This window comes from Saccharicrinis fermentans DSM 9555 = JCM 21142 (genome assembly GCF_000517085.1).
Taxonomy (GTDB): Bacteria; Bacteroidota; Bacteroidia; order Bacteroidales; family Marinilabiliaceae; genus Saccharicrinis; species Saccharicrinis fermentans.
The window spans coordinates 622,484-644,471 of the sequence record NZ_KI912107.1; the positions used below are offsets into that span (position 1 = coordinate 622,484).

The following is a 21,988-nucleotide window of genomic DNA, read 5'->3' on the forward strand; positions in this document are numbered from 1 at the left end:
AAAAAATTAAAGCAATGAAATTAGGAAAGAAAATTATATATACATGCTCAATATTGAGTCTACTGGTAGGTTTCAATGCATGTGAAAGTTTTTTAGAGGAAGAAAATCCTTCTGAAATTACAGCGGAAAGTTATATAACGGAAGATACAGCAGATGAGCTAGTGGTTGGTATCTATAGTTCGTTACGTGATGTTTATAAGCAATATTCAACCGCTTTTTATGGTACAGATATTTTCACTACGCAAAATCCTTTGTACAGTAATAATAGCTTGAACGAGTATTATAATATGACTTCTTCAGTAGGAGGGGTTGAAGGTGTTTGGGATTCCAATTATAAAGTAATCAGTAATGCCAACTCTACCATTAATCAATATGAAAATGTTATTAGTTGGTCTGAAAGTAGTGCCACGCAAAAGGCCTATGGTATTGCGCAAGCCAAAGGTTTAAGAGCATTGGCCTACTATAATTTAGTTCAACAGTTTGGTGGTGTTGTACTTGTGTTGGATGAGATTAATGAAATCTCATTTAGCTACACAAGAGCCAGTGAGGAAGAAGTTTTTAACCAAATTATTAGCGACCTTGAAACGGCTATTCCAAATTTAGAGGCTGTACCCGATTTTGGCCGTTTTTCCAAAAGAGCAGCTGAGCATTTGTTAGCGGATGTATATGTAACCCGCGGTTATAAGTCTTTTGGTAGTTCTGATGATTTTACGAAAGCTGCTCAGTATGCGGAATTAGCCATTGATTCCTATGACATTTTAAGCCAAACTTATGCAGAGGTTTTTGATTATGATAATCAAGAAAACGATGAGGTTTTATTTTCTATTCAATATGGCGATGGTGGTGAAGCTGATGATCGTGATAATGATAAGCAAGGTATTATTATGAATCAGGTTTTTAACTATATCGGAATCGAGCGTACAACAAGTCCTTATGGTGAGGTGGTGTTTGCAGCGATGCCTACAGATTTTTTCTACAGCTTGTTCGAAGATAATGATACCCGCGATGAGGTAACCTTGTATCGTGCTCTTATTGCAACGGAAGCAACATCGTATTCTTCTAACTATGGAACAGATATTATAAGTATTGGTGATACTATTGTTTATTATCCTAAAAACGCCTTGACTACAGCTGACTTAAAAGATAAATTAAATAGGTATTTTGTATATCAGCCTGATCAATATGCCTATGATGCTGTAGGTGATAATATTGAGGGGGTTATTTATCAATATTCTGATAATCAGTTAAAAACAAATTTCCCTATTTTTAAGAAATTTAATGATGTTAATTCTGCGGGAACCGATGGAGGTTATAGAGATACTTATGTATTTCGTGTGGCAGAAACCCATTTAGTGGCGGCAGAAGCGTACCTAAAAGCTGGTAATAATACGGCTGCTTTGGCACATATCAATAAAGTACATGAGAGAGCCAGTGGGGTTTCTAATTATTACACATCTATTGATATTGATGATGTTTTAAATGAAAGAGCTATGGAGTTGGCTGGAGAGTCCAATAGGTGGAATATTTTGAAAAGAACCGGAAAACTTGAGGAAAGAATTAATTCATATAATCCGCATGTAATAGATCATGGCGAGTTTGACGCTGATATTCATTTGGTTCGTCCAATTCCAGCCGCCGAAATGGAATTATCTGATGGTTCATTAATACAAAATCCTGAATACTAATTAGACTTCGTTTAAAATACTTGGGCGTGTGTTTTTGATACATGCCCAAGTAATATTTTGAACGCAAAATCTGGATATTCATCTATTGAGACTTTCTTTTTATTGGACTACATTTTTCTTTTACCAAGGAAAGGGGATCCTTTTTTTTATAAAAAAATTCAATACGGGTATCTGGGTGATTTATCCTAGGCAATTGTGATGTCTGGGAGTGGGATAACAATGTCATAAAATATAAATAATATGGTATGTAAATTACAAAATATGACAAGTAAGCTATTGTACTTATTAATTGGGATATTTTTATTTAATGCATGTACTGCGTCTGTTGATGACGTCTATTTGGTGCAAGGGGATCATGCAACAGATCTTGAAAAAAATGCTATTCAGGATTTGAAAAAAGACTTGATGAAAGTAACAAATAAAAATATCGAAATTTTTTCTGAGTCTGAGGATTTGCCTGAGAATGGAATACTGTATTTGTTGGGAACAATTGATACTCATCAAAAAATAGCACAATTGGCAGATAGTCGTAAGATATCTTTATCTAATGAAAATCCAGGACCTCGGGGAGGTATATGGGCACAAGCTACATTGGAAAATGGAAGAAAGGCTATTGTGTTAGCAGGTTCTGATGTTCAGGGGCTACAATATGCCATATATGATTATTCAAGTGAGGTCTTAGGAATTGATCCTCTTGAGTATTGGACTGGGAAAACAGCGAATATGGTATCAGACAATGATTTATTGGTTTTCGAAAATCGTTCAATAGCACCCCCAGAAATTCCTATTTTATGCTATTTTGAAAATGATGTGGATGAATTAGCAAATTACCGGGGTAAATTGTTAGAGTACGATTGGGAAACATATACCGAAATGATTAATTCATTGGTTCGCTTAAAATATAATGCCATACAGTTGTTCGATATGTTGGGGAGACCTGAGTTTTTTTTACGTGAAGCTTATCAAAAACTAAAACCGGATTACGATATTGACATTAAGTATATTGAGAAACTTATTGATTATGCGCACTTGAAGGGGATGAAGGTTCAAATTGATATGTCATTGGGCTATAAGTTGTATCAATTAAATGAGAATGAGGCGAGTTGCTGGAAAGAGAATAAGGAAAAATGGATAGAGGCTTGGACTTATTATCTGGAAAAAACACCTGTGGGTAAATGTGATATTTTTTCGCTTCGTCCGAGAAATCAAGTTTGGGATTGGGAATATAAGAGTACTTGTGGTGAGGATAAAACAGAAGTCTTCAATGAGGTGTATGCTGAGTTTGGGAAGTTAATAGATAGGCATAATCCGGATGCTGTTAAGGTACTGATTTGTTATCATGACGGGATGGAGATTTTTAATAAGGACTTTAACCCTCCAAAGGATTTTATTGTGGCCTGGAGTGATAATGGCTGGCTTGGATTCGAATACTTGCCTGAGAGTACTAAAGGTTATAACTTTGGAACATATATGCATGCTGGTTTCTGGCGTAATCATACGGTGCCTGATCCTTGTCCGGAGCTTATTGACGAAACCATGACTCATTTTATTGATACCTATGGCGCCAATAAGTATTTACAGGTCAATGGGCAAACATTTCGTCTGTTTATTTTAAATATTACAGCTTTCTCAAAGGTGGCCCAGTCGTATAAAGATTTTGATGGTGAAGATTTTTATCGGAAATGGACTCGCTACTATTTTGGGGAGGACGCAGCTGAATATGTGGTTTCAGCCTATAAACATCTGCACCAGGCACAGCTAAATGAAGATGGTTATGTTGAAATACTCTACCGTATTAAGATGTATCATCAGCATTTAAAAACCGATGCTTTAATTGAGAATAGCGAAAGTTATCAGCGTGCGTTTAGTGAAGACCTGAATCAACGTATGGCCATCATTGATAGTGCCTGGGAATTTGTTGAAAAAGGTAAAGAGCTGGACAAAAGCAAGGCTTATTTTTATCATGATCAGGTCGAGTTACCTGTTTTGCTTATTCGTCAGTTACTTAATTATCAATTTGAATTACAGAATGTTTCCTTGGCTCGTGACAGATATCAAAAAACGGGAAATAAGCTTGATAAACAGGATGCTTTAGAAAAGATCGATAATGCCCGCATGTTACTTGAAGAACATATTGCTACTCGTATGCGTGGGGATATGAATCCAAAGTGGAAAAATTGGTATAATCCTGCCATTAGAAGACCTAATAATGGGTTTCCTGAATTGGAAGATCTGCTTGAAATAAAGAATGTAGCAGAGGAACTTTAGGTGGGTAAGATATATTGAAATGTATAAAATGTTGATGTGTCAATTGATAATCAACTTACTAATTGTAATGAATATGAAGCCTACTAAAAAGAATGTATTTAAAAATGTGAAAGGTATATTGCTCAATATAGGAGTGTTAGGACTCTTGTGCTTTAGTTATTGCAGTACGCCAGATTCAAAAGAGCATCAAGCTGTTGTTAAAAAACCTGTAGAGCTGGTGTATCCTATGTTGGATACGGAAAATTCACGTTGGTTCTTCTTTTCTTCCGCCTGTCGTCCTTTTGGGATGGTTAATCTGAGCCCAGATACGCAAGTGGGAGGTGCCTGGGGAAGTGGATATCGTTATAAGACGGATACAGTAAAAGGATTCAGTCATATTCACGCATGGCAGTTAGCAGGTCTTTCTGTGATGCCCCTTACTATATCAAAGGATCATGAAAAGTCTGTTTATACCGATTACTATTCTAAATTTAGTCATGAAAGCGAAAATGTAACTCCTGGTTATCATTTTCTGGAGTTGGAAAGGTATAATATAAAAGTAGAGCTAAGCAGTACTAAACGGGTGGGGTTTCATCGTTATACTTTTCCTCAAGATGAGCAAGCTACTGTTTTATTCAATGTAAATGGGAAATTAGGACCTTGTGATATTGTGAATGGAAAGCTGGTAAAGAGTGGGGATAAGGAATTAACCGGTGAGTTGGTGAATGCACCAACCATACGACGTCCTAAACCGACCAAAGTGTTTTTTAAGGTAGCCTTAAATACTGAGGTGGAGTCCGTTGTTAGGGATGATGAAACAGGAAACTACCTGATTCGTCTTTTGAATAAGACACCCGAAGTATTAATGAAAGTGGGTATTTCTTATACTTCTGTTGATAATGCAGCTGTTAATATGCGAACCGAACTGGCACATTGGGATTTCGATCAGGTGGTGCATGCGTCAAAAGAGGAGTGGAATGGTCTTTTAAATCGTATTGAGATAGAGGGTGGTTCTGATACTGCTCAAAGAAGATTTTATACCGACTTGTGGCATGCCTTGCAAGGACGCAGAACCATTAGTGATGCCAATGGCGCTTATCCAGACAATACTGGGCCTGTGTTTAGGGTTGGTCAATTACCTTTGGATACGGAGGGTAAACCTTTGTTTAATCATTATAATTCTGATGCTTTTTGGGGCGCTCAATGGACCATTAATACTCTTTGGGGATTGGTGTATCCAGAAATAATGAATGAGTTTGTTCAATCTTTAATGCAATATTATCATGATGGCGGTATTGTTCCGCGTGGCCCTTCTGGTGGTAATTATACTTACGTGATGACTGGAGCCTCCTCAACACCTTTTATCGTTAGTGCCGTTCAAAAAGATATTGTTAAGGATAACTTGGAGGATATTTACCAAGCATTAAAAATTACACATAGTGCTGGAGGAATAATGGAGAAGGCAGGGTATGAACACAAAACATCCATCGGGGGAGGATTTAAACATTATCTCGATAAGGGCTATGTGCCATATCCTATTCCTGAGGGAGATTTTGGCTTTCATCAGGATGGTGCAAGTTTAACGATGGAATATGCCTATCAGGACTGGACTTTGGCTCAGTTGGCAAAGAAATTAGGACATCAGGAAGATTACCAGTATTTTTTTAAGCGCTCTGGATATTACAAAAATACTTTTGATAAGGAAACTGGTTGGATGCGGCCTCGCGAGGTAAATGGACAATGGCATGGAACTTTGGATCCATATAAGTATGAAACAGGATTTAATGAATCCAATGGAGCGCAGTCAACCTGGTTCGTTCCACATGATATTGAAGGATTAGCTGCGCTTATGGGAGGTCATGAAAAGGCTGTGGAAAAATTGAATACTCAATTTGAAACCGCTGAAAAAATTGGTTTTACTTCTGGTGATTCTCATGATAGAGAGCTACATCCAGAATACAGGCGTATTCCTATCAATTATGGAAACCAACCCTCTATACAAACTGCGCAGGTGTTTAACCAATTAAACCGTCCTGATTTGTCTCAATACTGGACACGTAAGGTTGTGAATAAAGTGTTTTCCGGATTGAGTCCTGCTACAGGTTTTAATGGCGACGAAGATCAAGGTTTAATGGGTAGTTTATCTGTTTTATTGAAATTAGGCCTATTTCAGATGAATGGTGGTACAGAGGAGAACCCTCAATACCAAATCGGAAGTCCGATTTTTAATCAGATAAAGATTCATTTGAATCCGGATTTTTATCCTGGAAACACTTTTGTGATAAAGACCCATAATAATAGTGCCGACAATCTTTATGTAAAAAGTATTCAATTAAATAATCAGTTAATAAATGGTACCAATATCCGGCATAATGACATTGTAAAAGGGGGTACCTTGGTGTTAGAAATGACGGATGCGTCGAATAAATAAGTTAAAGGAATCAATATTAAACTATTGTGTATTTAGTTGTTGGTCCATTAAGTTCAGGAAGTGAATTGTAAAGGTGAAGCGATTAAATGCACAATGGGTAAAATATGTGTATGGTGTTGAGTTTAAGAAGAAATGGATTTATTCTTTTGTTGAGTTTACTAACTCTCTCTGTTGTTGGGCAGCTTAAAAATAAGCCAGCTTTGCAAGAGGATTTTATGGATATGGGTTTAGGTATCTTTGTTCATTGGAGTTTAGATTCTCAATTAGGGAGTGTTATTAGTCATTCATTAGTTGGAGCCTCCGAAAATTATGTCAATAAGTATTTTAATGCGCTTCCAAAGACCTTTTATCCAAATAAGTTTGATGCGGACGAATGGGCTAGACTGTTTAAAATGACGGGTGCTGAATATGTTGTTTTTACCACAAAGCACCACAATGGTTTTTGTATGTGGGATACCCAAACGACCGATTTCAATATAATGAACACGTCCTATGGTAAGGATATTACGGCTATGCTATTCAGATCATTGCGTAAATTTGGATTAAAGGTAGGGGTGTATTTTTCGCCTGAAGATTTTCATTTTTTGCATAAACAGGGTACGCTTATCTCCAGGAAAGGTGAGTTGAGCCAAATTACCGAAAATAAAGAGCTCTTGGCTTATGATAAAGAACAGGTGAAAGAGCTGGTTACCAATTATGGACCTATTGATATCATCTTTTTTGATGCCTTTAAAACCGGTCCGCTTGTTCAATATGTACATTCGCTAGATCCCAATATTGTGGTTACTCGTGGAGAGATGAAAACGCCGGAACAGCGCATACCTAATGGAGCCATGCCGGGTCCTTGGGAAACTTGTATGACCATGGGAACACAATGGCAATATAAGCCTACCAATGAAAGCTACAAAAGCGGTACCGATGTGATCAATAAGTTGATAGAGATTAGAGCTAAAGGTGGAAATTTTTTATTGAATGTAGGGCCAAAACCCAACGGGGAAATTGCTATTGAACAAGAGGTGCGTTTGCGTGAATTGGGTCTTTGGATGTTTGTAAATGAGGAGGCCATCAAGGGGGTGCGCCCCATGTCTGGTATAGTAAAGGATGGTGATTTGTGGTTTACCCAAAATGAAAAGGAAAAAGCGGTTTATGTTTTGATTACAGGTCAAAGAAAATGGTTCAAAGGATTTCGTAGAAATTTTATACTGAAAAATTTGAAGGCTACCGACGAAACAACCGTCTCTGTTGTGGGACAAAATGATTTAGTGGTTGAGTATTGGCCAGAGAATATTCCGGAATCAAAGTTTGTGCAGCATAAAGATGTATTGGAAATATCCATCGCTAGGGCGCAACGTCTTTATAATGATAAAGTTTGGCCCAATGCAGTGGTTGTTAAATTAACCAATGTTGAAATTATAAAGTAAAGGTGTGTTGCAATGGGTAGTGTATAAGTGTTTTGTGTGTGGTTGTGAAATTGGAATGGTGTTTTTTACTCTAAATAAATAGCGCCAGTCCATAAAGGAAGTTTTGACTTTATAGATAAGTACTAAATAGAAAATTACGAAAATGAAGTTGTTTCTTATATTAATCTTTGCTTTTTGTCCATTTGTTGGCTTTGCGCAAGATAGTTATCTTTTTAAAGATGTAGATTTACCTGTTGAAAAAAGAGTGGATGATTTGCTGAATCGCCTTACTTTAGAGGAAAAGGTATCTTTGTTAGTCAGTACATCAGAGGAAATAACTCGCTTGGGTGTTGCTAAATATTATCATGGAAATGAAGGCTTGCATGGGGTGGTGAAAGGTGGGCGTTTTACTGTGTTTCCACAAGCCATAGCACTGGCTGCCACATGGAACCCAGCGCTTATTTATGATGTGGCAACGGCTATTTCTGATGAAGCCAGGGCCAAATGGAATTTTTATAATCAGGGTAAAGATCAGCTGAACCCATATAGCGATCTGCTAACAATGTGGTCACCTACCATTAATATGGCCAGAGACCCTCGTTGGGGAAGAACCCCGGAAACATATGGCGAAGATCCTTTTTTAACCAGTCAGATTGGTGTGTCTTTTGTTAAGGGACTCCAGGGTGATGACGAAAAATATTTAAAGGTGGTTTCTACCCCTAAACATTTTATTGCCAATAACGAGGAGGAAAATAGGTTTGCATGTAATGTCGATATTTCGGAAAGCGCATTGCGGGAGTATTATTTGCCTGCCTTTAAGGCTTGTATAACTGAAGGTAAGGCACAGTCAATAATGAGCGCTTACAATGCCATCAATCAAACACCTTGTTCTGCGAATAGTTGGTTGTTAAACGATGTATTAAGGAATGAATGGGGTTTTAAAGGTTATGTAGTGAGCGATTGTGGTGCACTTACTTATCTGGAGAAATCGCACCATTTTGTGACCGATAAAAAGCTGGCTGCAAAAGCAGCTATAGAGGCTGGCCTGGACTTGGAGTGTGGTGACGATATCTATAGAAACTACTTGGTTCCTGCTTTTAAAGAGGGCCTGGTGAGTGAGGCGTCTATTGATAAGGCGGTTCGAAGGGTGCTGGAGGCTCGTTTTAAATTGGGTATCTTTGATCCGGTAGAGGATAATCCTTATTCTCGTATTTCGCCCGATGTCATTGCTTCAAAAAAGCACCAGGATCTGGCACTGGAAACAGCAAGGCAGTCCATTGTGTTGCTTAAAAACCAAGCGCATTTATTACCGTTGAAAACGAAGGAAATAAAGAAAATTGCAGTGGTTGGTTTTAACGCCAACCAGGTAGTTTTGGGTGATTACAGTGGTCTGCCTGTGATATCTCCTGTTTCTCCCCTTAAAGGAATTCAAAATAAAGTGGGAGACCAGGTTGAGATACAACATGTGAAATGGAAAACAGCTGCAAGAAACTTGTCCTTACTTGAGTCGGAGTATTTGCGTAATGATATGAATGATGAAAAGGGTTTGTATGCTGAGTATTATGATGATAAGTTTTTAGAAGGAACGCCACAAACCCGTACAGATAAAGTGGTGAATTTTGATCCGGTAAATCAACCACCGGATTCATATAGTAATTATCGCCATAAGTCCATGAGGTGGACTGGTTATATTGTACCTAATATTTCAGGAGATTATAAAATTGGCGTAAATTCAGATGATGGAATTCGTTTGTGGTTAAATGATAAATTGGTGGTTGATGAGTGGCATAACCGCGGTACAACAACAGATCAGGTGGATGTTAAAATGGAGGCAGGAAAGAAATATGCCATTAAGTTGGAGTATTTTGACAATGGAGGTGATGCTATTTGTCAATTACTTTGGAAAGTGCCAGGGGATACGGGTGATTTGTACGATGAAGATAAACAAGCGGCTCAAACGAGCGATTATGTGATTGCCATTATGGGAATCAATAAAACCATTGAAAAAGAGGGAAAAGATAGGGTGGAGTTAGGTCTTCCTGAGGACCAAATAGCTTATTTAAAGGAAATCTACAGCATCAATAAAAATTTGGTGGTTGTATTGGTAGCCGGAAGTTCTTTGTCTGTTAATTGGATGGAGGCGCATGTTCCGGCTATTGTAGAGTGTTGGTATCCGGGTGAGAGTGGAGGAACGGCTCTGGCCGACGTACTTTTCGGAGATTATAACCCGGCAGGAAGATTGCCTTTTACTTTTTATAAATCAGAAAAGGACTTGCCACCCATGAACGATTATGAAGTTTCCCATGGTAGAACATATCAATATTTTGAAGGAGAAGCTCTGTATCCTTTTGGTTATGGCTTGAGTTATACTTCCTTTGCATATTCTCAAATGAATATCTCTAAACATAAAGAAAGTGTTACGGTTTCAATGAAAGTTAAAAATACTGGTGAACGTAAAGGTGATGAGGTCGTGCAACTCTACGTGAGAGATGTGAAATCATCTGTGCAACGCCCATTGAAACAATTGGTTGGTTTTCGAAGAACTTCTCTTGATGTAGGAGAAATGAAGAACATTCAATTTGAAGTCCCTATATCTGCCTTGATGTATTGGAATGAAGATTGCGAAGAATGGCAATTTGAAAAGGGAGCATTTGAATTTATGCTAGGTGCATCTTCGAAGGATATCCGTTTAAAAAAGACTTGTACGATAAAATAATTGTCAATTTATATTTATGTTTTTTATTTTTGGGAGTATGAAAAAAATAATGATGTTATCCAATAGTAAATTTTATGTGCTACAAGTTTTGTTTTTGTTCGGTAGTTTCTCGATGCAAAGTCAATTGACCAAAGTACCCCAGGAAAGTGATTTTGTATCGAAAATGATGAGCCCACGGCAGATTATTGAAGTGGGGAAAGGACATTATTTTATTGATTTTGGCAAGGCTTATTTTGGTACGGTGGTATTATGCTCCCAAAGAGATCAAAACGATAGTTTGATTGTTCGTTTAGGTGAGAAATTAACCGCTACTCACGAAATAGATAGAAACCCCGGTGGTACCATTCGGTATCAGGAAGTGCAGCTTGATCAAATAACAGGCCATCAGAATATGGTGGTTCCTTTGAAGGCCGATAAGCGAAATACCAAACCGGGCGCTATTATTCTTCCCGATTCGTTTGGGGTGATCATGCCTTTCAGATATTGTGAACTGGAGAATCTTCAAGTACCAATGGAAGAGCTGGAGATCTGGCAAAAGGTCTATCATTATAAATTTAATGATGAGGCTGGAATGTTTTCGTCGTCTGATACTGTTTTAAATGCAGTATGGGATTTGTGTAAGCATACCATTAAGGCAACGAGCTTTGCCGGTTATTATGTGGATGGGGACAGAGAACGTATTCCTTATGAGGCGGATGCATATATCAACCAGCTGAGTCATTATGCTGTAGATAGTGTTTATTCCATAGCTCGCAGAACCAATGAATATTTTATTCAGCATCCTACCTGGCCAACAGAATGGCTTCTTCATACCGTAATGATGTTTTATCAGGATTATATGTATACGGGAAACATTGATTTGTTAGAAAAGTATTATGATGTACTGAAGGTTAGAACATTGATGGATCTGGAGCGGGAGGATGGATTAATTAGTTCTAAATCAGATAAGTTAAATGGCGTTTTTAAAACCCAATTGGGATTTAAGAACGCGCGAACAAATGTGAGGGATATTGTTGATTGGCCCGCAGGACAAAAGGATACAGGATGGAAGCTGGCTACAGAAGCCGGAGAACGTGATGGCTATGAGATGATGGCGATTAATACGGTGGTTAATTCTTTCTATTACTACAATATGTATCTTATGTCGGAGATAGCCGGTTATCTTGGGAAAAAAGATGATGTTAAGTTTTTTCATCAGAAAGCCGAAAAAGTAAAAAAGGTGATCAATGAAAAGCTTTTTGATAAATCACGTGGTATTTATGTGGATGGAGAAGGTTCAACGCATGCTTCTCTTCATGCCAATATGTTTCCTCTGGCGTTTAATCTTGTTCCGGATAGTTATAAAAAGACCGTTGTTGAGTTTGTGAAGACGCGTGGTATGGCTTGTAGTGTATACGGCGCACAGTACTTATTGGAAGGCTTATTCAATGTCAATGAGTCGGGATACGCTTTGCAACTGATTACTGAAACAGAAAGTGACCGTTCATGGTGGAATATGATTCAAATTGGGTCTACCATGGCATTGGAGGCCTGGGATATGAAATATAAGCCTAATTCAGACTGGAATCATGCCTGGGGAACGGCACCGTTGAATATTATTACCCGCCGGATGTGGGGAGTGACGCCGAAAACGCCGGGATTTGCTGATGTACAAATTAAACCTCAATTAGATGGATTGGAATTTTCAGACATTAAAGTCCCCACCATCAAGGGTGTTATTGTGGCAAAGTATAAGCTGACGAAAGATGGCGATCCGTTTTATGAAATTAAGCTGCCGCAAGGTATGAATGGGGAGTTTATTTTGCCCAACAGTAAGAATAAAGTACAGCTTAACAATCGTGTCGTTAAAAATAAGAAAATATTGAAGCTGGCGAACGGTGTAAATATTTTGCAGATTCAGCAGTAAATCATTAAAAAAGACATAAGCACCTTCACTTTCTTGTTTTACGAGAATCATTGTGTCCCAGCCGGAAGTGATAGCTTTATTAAGTCCTGGCTGATATTAAACGTATTTTCGACTGATGACGATATGTTATAAATGCATTCAAAGTGAATAAAACGAGGAGGACAACATGAATTAATGCCATCTTCTACCCAAAAATACCATTTGTCAGTCAAATTATTGATCTGGGGATTTTAGGTTATAATTAAATTTTGTATCATTTATCCCTAAACTGTTTGGGAGACAATCCTGAGTGACGTTTGAAAAATTTGCAAAAAGACGATGGGTCAGGGAAATTTAGTTCATCTGAAATTTCCATAATAGATTTTGAAGTTGCGTTTAATTGTAGTTTTATTTCTGTCATTATATAATCATCAATCATTTTTTTTGCACTTTGTCCTCTTACTTCAGATGTTACAAGCGAAAGATATTTGGGGGTTATATTTAGTTTGTCGGCATAAAATGCTACATCTCTACTTTCATTGAAATATTGTATTATCAGGTTGATAAACATTTTTGTAATCTCAATTCTACGTGTATGTTTAACTGTGTCTTTCAATAATTCATGGTGAATGCCATTGTATCTGTTAAGGTAAAACACTCGCAATAGACTTATTATAATTTCGTTTCGAAAGATGTTATCAACCTCTTCGTATTTGCTTTTTATGAGTTCTATAAATTTGATCTCGGCTTTGTATATTTCTTCAGGGGCATTAAATACCGGTATTTCTTTTAAAAATACTTCAAATTCTGGTGAAAATCGGAACATTATATTTTGCAATATCTCGTTGGAGTAAGTAACATAAATCAAGGAAAAATCCTCACTTAGCTGTTTTTGCTCTATTATTTGCATGGGAAAAAGGGTAAGAATAGCTCCTTTTTCAAAATGGTGTTTAATGAAATCAATCATCACATCGGTACTTCCATTTGTACATATACACGTCATTCCTCTTGTTAAACGTTCCGGTGAATGTTCAATAGGTAGTTTTGTATGATGTAATTTTATTGAAAAATTATGGTCTAAATTTATATTGGAGTCTGGTAATTTGGAATCGGTTAACATTAGTTGCGAATTCTCTTTATGACTATTAATTATCCTTGTTTTGTAATTCAACCACAAAAGTACTGGAAATAATGACAAGTTTTAGTGAAAAACTGAACCCATATTATCCTTGAGAATTTTATTGTTTTGTATTAAAATTTTAAGAAAGTAAAAATGGAACAAAAAAATATTGAAACATACGAAGAAACAGCACCTGAAATAGCCACTCAAGATAAGGTTGAAGTTTTCCAACCAGCATCAGATAATCAATTAGCATTGACAAGAAAACAACAGATTCTAATTATGCTACCTTTATTAATTGGTGGCTTTATAGCATTATTAAACGAAACAATTTTAAATGTGGCTTTTCCAAATTTGATGTCAAGTTTGGGAGTTTCTTTAAGTACTGTGCAATGGTTAGGAACGGCTTACCTTTTGATTGTAGGTATTTTGGTTCCTGTTACTGCATTTCTCATAAAAACGTTCACCACTAAAAAGTTATACCTATTTGCGATGCTTTTTTTTACGCTTGGAACAACACTATGCGGCATTTCTCAAAGTTTTACGCTTTTACTGATTTCAAGAATCCTTCAGGGTGTTGGTACAGGTATGCTACTACCCATAATGATGGATACGGTGATGGCTATTTTCCCTCCAGAAAAACGGGGAAGTGCTATGGGCATTAGCATGATGGTGGTAATTGCAGCACCAGGAGTTGGACCAACTTTGGGTGGTTATATTTTGAAATATTTAGACTGGCACTGGCTGTTTTTTATTATGCTACCGATAGCAGTTGTTGCAATTGTACTAGGAATGCTATACCTGAAAAGTTATTCCACTTTAACCAAACCCAAAATTGATGTTTTTTCCATCCTCCTTTCTACCGTCGGCTTTGGTGGGCTGATATTTGGGATTTCTTCTATAGAAACACTGGGTTTGTGGAATGTTACGACTTTTGTCCCTCTATTTTGTGGACTTATAAGTTTGTTTATCTTTTCAAAACGACAGTTGTCAATGAAACAGCCTATGCTGGAACTTAGGGTACTCCGTTATCCTGTGTTTTTATTTGGGACAATCATTCTATTTTTATCTTTTTTAATACCCTTTGCTACAAATATCATTTTACCGACCTATCTGCAAAATGCGTTAAATATAAATGTAGGTACTGCAGGATTATCCATGTTACCCGGTAGTATTATGATGGTATTTCTTGTTCCATTGTCAGGGCGTTTTTATGACAAAATAGGGGCAAAACCCATAGTTGTAGCCGGTTTTACACCCTTAATCATAAGCATGTTCTTTTTCTCTCGTATTTCTACAAGCACAGAATTGACAACAATTATTGTTTTTCACATTTTAATGTGCATTGGAATTTCATTAATTATTACACCGTTACAAACTAATTCATTAAACCAACTTCCTAAGAAATACATGGCTCATGGCGTGGCTATTCTAAATACAACACAACAGATTGCTGCATCGTTTGGTTCTTCGTTGTTTATTGGATTAATGGGTGCCCGATACGTCAAATATCTTGCACGTATAGAGAACCCAGACCTTAGCCAACAACAACTGGCCACCATTGAAGGCACCACAACTTCATTTACCGTAGCCCTTGGAGTTGTTTTAATAGGTTTCCTCATATCTTTTTTTATAAAACGAAGAACGGAAATATCAAGCGAAAATTAATACTTAATAAATCATTGTTGTTCGGCAATCTGAAATGAGTCTAATTTCATTGTCCTAAGTATCCGATATTTATATCTGTAATTTTTATTTTATTTGTAGAAACATCCAAATATTCTGTGGGAAAATTACGTCTATTTTGCTTGTTCATATAGCGTTCTGGTGCCGCTATGGATTCACCCTTTCTATTTTGATAATAGTAAGCATTAGAAATAATTCATTTTTTTATTACATTTATATTTGCAGCCTTAAAATTGGTCGTAATGGAAAAACTGAAATTGTTGAGCAGTGGAATGGATATAACTTCCCCTGCTGTTCGACATTTCGGGCAGGTTTATAAGGATTTGCAAATGCAGTCGCCCATGGTAGGTATGAAAGATTCGTTTTGTATGCTATTGGGATGAATTCAGGATATACTGTAAAACAAGGCACTAAGTCAGAAAGTCTGGGGGCAGTATCTTCTGATCCTTGTGTCGTAAATTGAAAACTACTCGTCTACCGAAATTAAGCGGAAGTACACTGCTTATCCTTCCGTTTATTCTTTTCTATTTAGTTTTATGATTTTATCCGAGGGTTGAAATCAAAACCATTGCCTAGCAAATTAAACGCGATACTTCCGTATCAAATACCAGGTGATCAAAAAAGCTAAACTATCACCTACTACAAATGAAATCCAAATGCCGTTTAAGCCCCAAAGCCAGTTTAAGCTATACAATATGGGAATAAACAAAAGGACAGGCCTTAAAATGGCTAAGAAGACAGCCGTTTTTTTCTGGTGTAATGCTTGAAAATAACGTGTAGCCACTATTTGCATCATGTAGAAAGGGAGGGATAGGGCGAAAAGGCGTAAGGCCGTTCGGGCTACGTTTATGACGTCCTCATTATCAGTGATAAAAATTCCAATAATTAAATTGGGAAAGAGTTCAAGGATGATTAAGCCTAACAATCCCGATAGGCATACCACAGACATAGCGTAAAGTAGCGTTTTACGGCTACGATCGGGGCGATTGGCTCCATAGTTAAAGCTGACAATGGGCTGCATACCATCGCCCGTTCCTAGAGCTATCATCTGAAAAATAACATTCATACTAAAAATAATTCCCATAGCTGCGATGGCAAAAGTTCCTCCTGATTGAAGGAGCAAATGGTTGGCCGTTACATTTTGTATACTACTCGACACATCCATAATGAATGGGGCCATTCCTAAAGAAAGAATAGGAAAAATGATGTTTTTCTGCAGCCTAATATTGTTCCATTTTACATTGATCAGGCTTTTACCACTGAGGTAGTATCTGATTAATAGCAGGCCATTGACGCTTTGTGCGATAATGGTTGCCAGAGCGGCTCCTCGGATCCCCATATTTAAATATTTCATAAATACCAGGTCAAGGGTGATGTTTATGAGCGATGAAATTAAAATCAAATAAGCTGGCAAACGAGGATTTCCTTCTGCCCGACAGGTAAACTCGAATGCAATAAAAAATGCAAAAGGAAAGCCCATAAAGATGATTTGTTGATAATTGGTCGATAGCTTGAGCAACTCGTTCTGAGCGCCAAATATCTGTAAGATATTTCTACAAAATAGCAATCCTAGCATGGTAAACAACAGAATCGTTACCAACAAGCCAGCGATCATGTTACCCAGCGCTTTTTCTGCTTCTTCGGGCTTGGACTCGCCTAAATACTTTGAGATAAGAACTCCGGTTCCACTTCCAAACAACACTGTAAAGCCGAGTTGTAAAAGGGTAATGGGAAAAGCTATGGTTACTGCAGATAGTCCTTCGGCGCCTACAAATTGTCCTACAAATATACGGTCAACTATATTATAGAGGGCATTAATTAAAAGACCTAAAACAGCCGGACCGGCATAGCTTAAAAGGAGTTTAGGGATAGAACTGTCCTTAAGGGAATAGGAGGTGTCACTCATTTAATTATTGTTCTAATTTGTTGATTTCAGTCGCGTGAATCATCCGCTTTCTCCTGAGTGAAGAAAACGGATGATTGAATTTTAACTAGTCTTTGCAAGAAAACTCCAAATACTGCGTTATTCTCATTTTTGAAACAGTCATTTACAATCAGTAAACTCCTTGGTTTCAAAAATATCGAAAGCCTTGTCTTTGAAGCTTTCATATGATTATAATTTGTCTTTCAATGGTCATATGGAACTCCCGATGAATTTTAATCATTCTTCTGTGTGTATTTTAGAATGCTAAAATTCATGTTCGTTTCTTATCAAAGACAGAAAAAAACAGTCGTTTTCTTGCAGCCACTAACTAAGTGAATTAATTATTTATTTATTCACTTCCGCCACCTAATGCCTGATATAAACTGATGACCGCTTGGACTTGGTCATACCAATCGTTCGTTTCAGATAATTGAGCATCCAGCAAATCTTCTTGAGCAGTGAGTACTTCTAAATAGGTTGATGCTCCTGTTTGGAATAACTGGCGCGTATAGACCACTGACCGTTCAAGAGCCTCCAGCTGTTTGTTACGGTTAGCTTGTTTTTGTAGCGTCGTAGCATATTGAAATAGGGCGTTGCTCACTTCGCTGCCGGCATTCAACAGGCTCTGTTTAAAATTAAGTAAAGCTTCCTCTTGTAAAGACTTTGTTATTTTTAAATTTGCCTTATTCACCCCGCGATTGAGAATTGGAGCCGTTAAGGAACCAATGGTACTGGATAAAAGATCGCCAGGATTGGAAATGATTCCCCCGTTACTATTAGTCCATACTGAAGAAGCACTTATCGTAATGTTGGGGTAAAAAGCTGAACGCGCCACATTGGTGTTATAAAAAGCGGTAGCTAAAGCCATTTCGTATTGTTTTACATCAGGGCGATTCGCTAAAATCTGTAAAGGAACCCCCGCCGATATTCGCTCCGGAAGCTTTATGCTTTGCCATTCACCCCGTTTGATTGCTTGAGGTGCTTGCCCTAAAGTGATAGAAAGCGCATTCTCCGTTTCACGTATCGACTGTTGTAAGTCGGAATAGGTCGTTTTTAGTGCATAATAGCTGGCTTCACTTTGGGTGATGGAAGCTTCATTGGTCATGCCAACTTCTTTTAAAGCGCGCATGCTTTCAATTCTATCTTCCCAGCTTAAAATGGTTTTGCCGGTAATATCCAGTTGCCTGTCGAGCATCAATAAGTAATAGTAACTATTTGCAATGGTGGCAATCAACTGTGTTTGGACCGCTTGTTGGTACGCCTGGCTTTGTTCTAAAGTCGCTTCAGCTCCTTTTTTTGCATTGCGCAAACCACCAAACAAGGGTATCTGCCAGCTTGTTGAAAGTCCTGAATTATGAAATTTCGTCGTTGATCCATCAAAGTCTGATAGTGTTCCCGTTGATGAAAAGGACAAATCAGGAGTATAAGCTAAACGAGCCGATGAGAGTGATGCTTCGGCTTGCTCTATACGAAGCCATGCGGTTTGTAAATCTACATTGGCTTCCAAGCCTTGTTTTAAAAGTTCTTGTAATTGAGGGTCAGTGAATAGCTCTCTCCAGGGAAGATTTCCTAAATTCACACTATCCTCAGGTATTGCAGCATCAACGGCACTGGTGTCGCGATAGAGATTTTCTTTTTCGACTTCTGGCGTTTCGAAAGTTTTATACACCGAGCAACTACTGAGTAGTACTATGCCGGTAAAAAATATGATTAATTTTTTCATCTGTTTATTCTTTATTGTGTGATACTTGCATTTTCGCTGGCTGTTTGGGCAAAATCCTCATTCATAGGCTTAACTTTTTCCTGAACTTTTTGGAAGATGACAAACAAAGCAGGTGTAATAAATATCTGGCAGATCATACCCACAAGCATACCTCCAATAACACCTGTACCTACAGAGCTATTGCCATTAGCGCCCACTCCGTTGGCAAACATCATAGGTAATAAACCAATAATCAGCGTAAACGAAGTCATCATAATTGGACGAAGACGTGCTGCTGCTGCCTCAATAGCCGCTTGCCTAATTGATAATCCCTGTTGACGGCGGTCTGCGGCATATTCCACAATTAAGATGGAGTTTTTAGCAATTAATCCAATCAACATAATGAGTGCAACTTGCAGATAAATATTATTGCTGACCCCCATTATATTAGCAAACAATAAACTTCCTGCTAATCCCATTGGAATGGAAAGCATGATGATAATGGGAAGGATATAACTTTCGTATTGCATACTCAACAACAAGTAGATAAACAGAAATACGATACCTAAAACAATAGCCGTTGTATTGGCACCCGTATTATTTTCTTCACGTGTCATGCCCGCAAACTCATAGCTATAACCGGTGGGTAGCTCTTTGGCCAGTTCTTTGATTGCATTAATGGCTTCACCGGAGCTGTAGCCATCGGCCGGTGAACCTGTAACAGCGATAGAAGTGTACATATTAAAACGGGTAATGTTATCAGGACCATAGGTTTTTCGAAGCGTTACAAACTGTGATATAGGCGCCATTTCGCTTCCATTACGTATCATAATTTTATTTAAACTTTCGGTATTGGTGCGGTAGTCAGGACTAGCCTGAATCATCACACGGTAAAGTTTACCAAAGCGGTTGAAATTAGATGCGTAAATACCCCCATAATAACCCTCCAATGTCGATAAGATGACATCAGGACTGATTCCGGCGATTTTACATTTTTCTACATCCACATCGACCATATACTGCGGTGTTGATGCGCTAAAAGAAGTACGTGCACTTTCTATTTCAGGAAGCTGATTAAGTTGCTGTATAAAATCTTTAGCCACCGTTTCGAAATCATTTAAATCACCACCTGTTTTATCTTGCAACTTCAACTCAAAGCCATTGGTTACACCATATCCGGCGACCATAGGAGGTGCAAGATAGATCATGTTCCCATTTTTAACCACTTTGGCTGTTTCTCTATATAATTGTGCAATAAGCTCATCAACACTTTTTCCATCACCTCGTAAGTCCCAATCTTTAAGTTTACATATTAAATTTCCATAGGTATTACCGGATCCGTCAAGAAGGCTATAACCATTACTTATAGAATACGATTCGATGGCAGGAATACTTTGTACCACCTTAGATATCTTTTCCATTTCTTTGGAAGTCTCTTCTAAGGAGGTGCCCACAGGCATAGAAAGAGCACCAAAAATAGTTCCCTGATCTTCGTTGGGAATTAAGCCGGTAGGCGTGATACGCAATAAAAATACAAAAGTAATGATGACGATGCCAACAAGTGATCCACTCAACAGTTTGTGGCCGGTGAAAAAGCTGACTCCTTTTTTATATTTGTTGGTTAAGCGCTTAAAATTATCGTTAAAAGAGTCGTGAAAGCGTTGTGCAAAAGAGAGCTTTTGGTCGCCATCTTTAGTTCCTGGTTTTAGCAATATTGCACACAATGCTGGACTTAAGGTCAGTGCATTTATCCCTGATATACCAATGGCGAAAGCCATGGTTAATCCCATTTGTTTAAAGAAGACACCGGAAGTTCCCCCCGTAAAGCTAACGGGTATAAAAATAGCCATCATCACTAAAGTAGATGAAATAATGGCACTGGATATCTCACCCATGGCATCCAGCGAAGCTTGACGCGCCGAGGTGTAGCCGGTATCTATTTTTGCCTGAACAGCTTCTACTACAATAATGGCATCATCCACCACCGTACCAATGGCCAGTACCATGGCACACAGCGTAAGCAAATTAACACTAAAGCCAAATGCCCACATTAGGAAAAACGAACCGACTAAGGCCACCGGAATGGCGATGGTTGGGATAAGTGTGGAACGGGTATTTTGCAAAAAGATATAAGTAACCAAAATAACCAATAGAAAAGCTTCGAGCAAGGTTTTTACCACTTCCCAAATAGAAGCGTATAAAAAGTTATTGGTATTCATCATGATCGCGTACTTTACGCCCTCGGGAAAATCGGCTTCTGCCTTTATTAAGAATTCTTCAATACTATTGTTAATATCCATAGCATTGGATCCCGCTGTCTGGAAAACCATACCGGTGACGCCAGGATGACCGTTTATACTAGCCGTAACACTATTGGATAAACGACCTAGTTCTATGTCCGCAACATCTTTTAAGTGGAGTACCTCCCCATCTTTGGTAGCCGAAATTACGATATCTTCGAACTCTTCAACAGTTTCTAAACGTCCTTTGTATTTTAATACATACTGGAATGATTGATTGCCCTGTTCTCCCAATTGTCCGGGAGCTGCTTCAATATTTTGTTCATCAAGTACTGTTGTTATATCACTGGGCATAAGGTGATATTGTGCCATTACATCGGGTTTCAACCAGATGCGCATGGAGTAGGTTGATCCTGTGATGAAAACATCACTAACGCCCTTAATCCGTTTGATTTGTGGAATTAAATTGATATCGGCATAGTTCTCCAAAAAGGCATAATCATATTGATCATTTTCGCTATAAAGCCCCCAAGTCATCAAGATACTCGATTGACGTTTGGTGGCAGTCACCCCAATTTTGGTGACTTCAGAAGGTAGTGAGCCTTCTGCTTGGCTGATCCTATTTTGCACATTGATAGCGTCCATATCCGGATCGGTGTCCGGTTCAAAATAGATCAATATGGTAGCTTTTCCGGTATTGGTGGCCGTAGAGGTCATATAGGTCATACCCTCTACACCATTGATTTCTTCCTCTAAAGGCGAAACCACGCTATTGAGCACCGTTGGTGCATTAGCTCCGGTATAAGTGGCCTCTACTTGAACAGTAGGTGGTGCTATGCTAGGGTATTGTGTGGTCGGCAGGGAAACTAAACCTAGCACACCTAAAACAACAATAAAAACCGATATGGCTGAGGATAAAACAGGCCGCGTTATAAATTTATCAAACTTCATA

The 21,988-nt window shown here is 38.2% G+C and carries 12 protein-coding genes; 8 read left to right on the forward strand and 4 right to left on the reverse strand.

Features of this window, described 5'->3' with window-relative positions; all coding sequences use genetic code 11:
* Positions 1-14: 14 nt before the first annotated feature.
* From CYTFE_RS0102740 to CYTFE_RS24695, 6 genes are all read left to right on the forward strand, one after another.
* Complete coding sequence (locus CYTFE_RS0102740) at positions 15-1,685, forward strand: RagB/SusD family nutrient uptake outer membrane protein (RefSeq protein ID WP_027470556.1); 1,671 nt, start codon at positions 15-17, stop codon at positions 1,683-1,685.
* A gap of 240 nt (positions 1,686-1,925) precedes the next feature.
* Positions 1,926-3,953 carry a glycosyl hydrolase 115 family protein gene (locus CYTFE_RS0102745; RefSeq protein ID WP_044262521.1) on the forward strand — a complete coding sequence of 676 codons (2,028 nt, stop codon included), beginning with the start codon at positions 1,926-1,928 and terminating at the stop codon, positions 3,951-3,953.
* A 73-nt stretch (positions 3,954-4,026) separates the two neighbouring features.
* Positions 4,027-6,363: a GH92 family glycosyl hydrolase gene (locus CYTFE_RS0102750; RefSeq protein ID WP_052343423.1), complete on the forward strand. Its 2,337-nt coding sequence runs from the start codon at positions 4,027-4,029 to the stop codon at positions 6,361-6,363.
* Positions 6,364-6,479: 116 nt separating this feature from the next.
* Positions 6,480-7,784, forward strand: a complete 1,305-nt coding sequence (locus CYTFE_RS24690; RefSeq protein ID WP_200871280.1) for an alpha-L-fucosidase — start codon at positions 6,480-6,482, stop codon at positions 7,782-7,784.
* Positions 7,785-7,926: 142 nt separating this feature from the next.
* Positions 7,927-10,479, forward strand: coding sequence for a glycoside hydrolase family 3 protein (locus CYTFE_RS0102760; protein ID WP_027470559.1), 2,553 nt, complete (start codon positions 7,927-7,929; stop codon positions 10,477-10,479).
* Positions 10,480-10,516: 37 nt separating this feature from the next.
* The gene (locus CYTFE_RS24695; protein ID WP_161636242.1) at positions 10,517-12,385 is read left to right on the forward strand and encodes an alpha-L-rhamnosidase-related protein; all 1,869 of its coding nucleotides are present in this window, start codon (positions 10,517-10,519) and stop codon (positions 12,383-12,385) included.
* Positions 12,386-12,638: 253 nt separating this feature from the next.
* Here the strand turns inward: CYTFE_RS24695 and CYTFE_RS24700 are convergent, their stop codons facing one another.
* Positions 12,639-13,367: a helix-turn-helix domain-containing protein gene (locus CYTFE_RS24700; protein WP_052522147.1), complete on the reverse strand. Its 729-nt coding sequence runs from the start codon at positions 13,365-13,367 to the stop codon at positions 12,639-12,641.
* Between the two features lie 270 nt (positions 13,368-13,637).
* Between CYTFE_RS24700 and CYTFE_RS0102775 the strand changes: the two genes are divergently transcribed.
* Both CYTFE_RS0102775 and CYTFE_RS29790 read left to right on the forward strand, forming a co-directional pair.
* Positions 13,638-15,152: a DHA2 family efflux MFS transporter permease subunit gene (locus tag CYTFE_RS0102775; RefSeq protein ID WP_052342954.1), complete on the forward strand. Its 1,515-nt coding sequence runs from the start codon at positions 13,638-13,640 to the stop codon at positions 15,150-15,152.
* Between the two features lie 260 nt (positions 15,153-15,412).
* The gene (locus CYTFE_RS29790; protein WP_154665613.1) at positions 15,413-15,553 is read left to right on the forward strand and encodes a hypothetical protein; all 141 of its coding nucleotides are present in this window, start codon (positions 15,413-15,415) and stop codon (positions 15,551-15,553) included.
* A gap of 197 nt (positions 15,554-15,750) precedes the next feature.
* Here CYTFE_RS29790 and CYTFE_RS0102785 read toward each other — a convergent pair whose 3' ends face one another.
* From CYTFE_RS0102785 to CYTFE_RS0102800, 3 genes are all read right to left on the reverse strand, one after another.
* Positions 15,751-17,076: an MATE family efflux transporter gene (locus CYTFE_RS0102785; RefSeq protein ID WP_027470561.1), complete on the reverse strand. Its 1,326-nt coding sequence runs from the start codon at positions 17,074-17,076 to the stop codon at positions 15,751-15,753.
* Between the two features lie 367 nt (positions 17,077-17,443).
* Positions 17,444-18,817 carry a TolC family protein gene (locus tag CYTFE_RS0102795; RefSeq protein ID WP_027470562.1) on the reverse strand — a complete coding sequence of 458 codons (1,374 nt, stop codon included), beginning with the start codon at positions 18,815-18,817 and terminating at the stop codon, positions 17,444-17,446.
* An 11-nt stretch (positions 18,818-18,828) separates the two neighbouring features.
* Positions 18,829-21,987, reverse strand: coding sequence for an efflux RND transporter permease subunit (locus CYTFE_RS0102800; RefSeq protein WP_027470563.1), 3,159 nt, complete (start codon positions 21,985-21,987; stop codon positions 18,829-18,831).
* Position 21,988 lies beyond the last annotated feature (1 nt).

Bases quoted from the DNA above. Each gene is read 5' to 3' on its own strand.
- CYTFE_RS0102745 (WP_044262521.1), top strand. From the start codon at position 1,926: ATGGTATGTAAATTACAAAATATGACAAGTAAGCTATTGTACTTATTA.
- CYTFE_RS24700 (WP_052522147.1), bottom strand. From the start codon at position 13,367: ATGACGTGTATATGTACAAATGGAAGTACCGATGTGATGATTGATTTC.
- CYTFE_RS24695 (WP_161636242.1), top strand. From the start codon at position 10,517: ATGAAAAAAATAATGATGTTATCCAATAGTAAATTTTATGTGCTACAA.
- CYTFE_RS0102740 (WP_027470556.1), top strand. From the start codon at position 15: ATGAAATTAGGAAAGAAAATTATATATACATGCTCAATATTGAGTCTA.
- CYTFE_RS0102760 (WP_027470559.1), top strand. From the start codon at position 7,927: ATGAAGTTGTTTCTTATATTAATCTTTGCTTTTTGTCCATTTGTTGGC.
- CYTFE_RS0102800 (WP_027470563.1), bottom strand. From the start codon at position 21,987: ATGAAGTTTGATAAATTTATAACGCGGCCTGTTTTATCCTCAGCCATA.
- CYTFE_RS0102795 (WP_027470562.1), bottom strand. From the start codon at position 18,817: ATGAAAAAATTAATCATATTTTTTACCGGCATAGTACTACTCAGTAGT.
- CYTFE_RS29790 (WP_154665613.1), top strand. From the start codon at position 15,413: ATGGAAAAACTGAAATTGTTGAGCAGTGGAATGGATATAACTTCCCCT.
- CYTFE_RS0102785 (WP_027470561.1), bottom strand. From the start codon at position 17,076: ATGAGTGACACCTCCTATTCCCTTAAGGACAGTTCTATCCCTAAACTC.
- CYTFE_RS0102775 (WP_052342954.1), top strand. From the start codon at position 13,638: ATGGAACAAAAAAATATTGAAACATACGAAGAAACAGCACCTGAAATA.
- CYTFE_RS0102750 (WP_052343423.1), top strand. From the start codon at position 4,027: ATGAAGCCTACTAAAAAGAATGTATTTAAAAATGTGAAAGGTATATTG.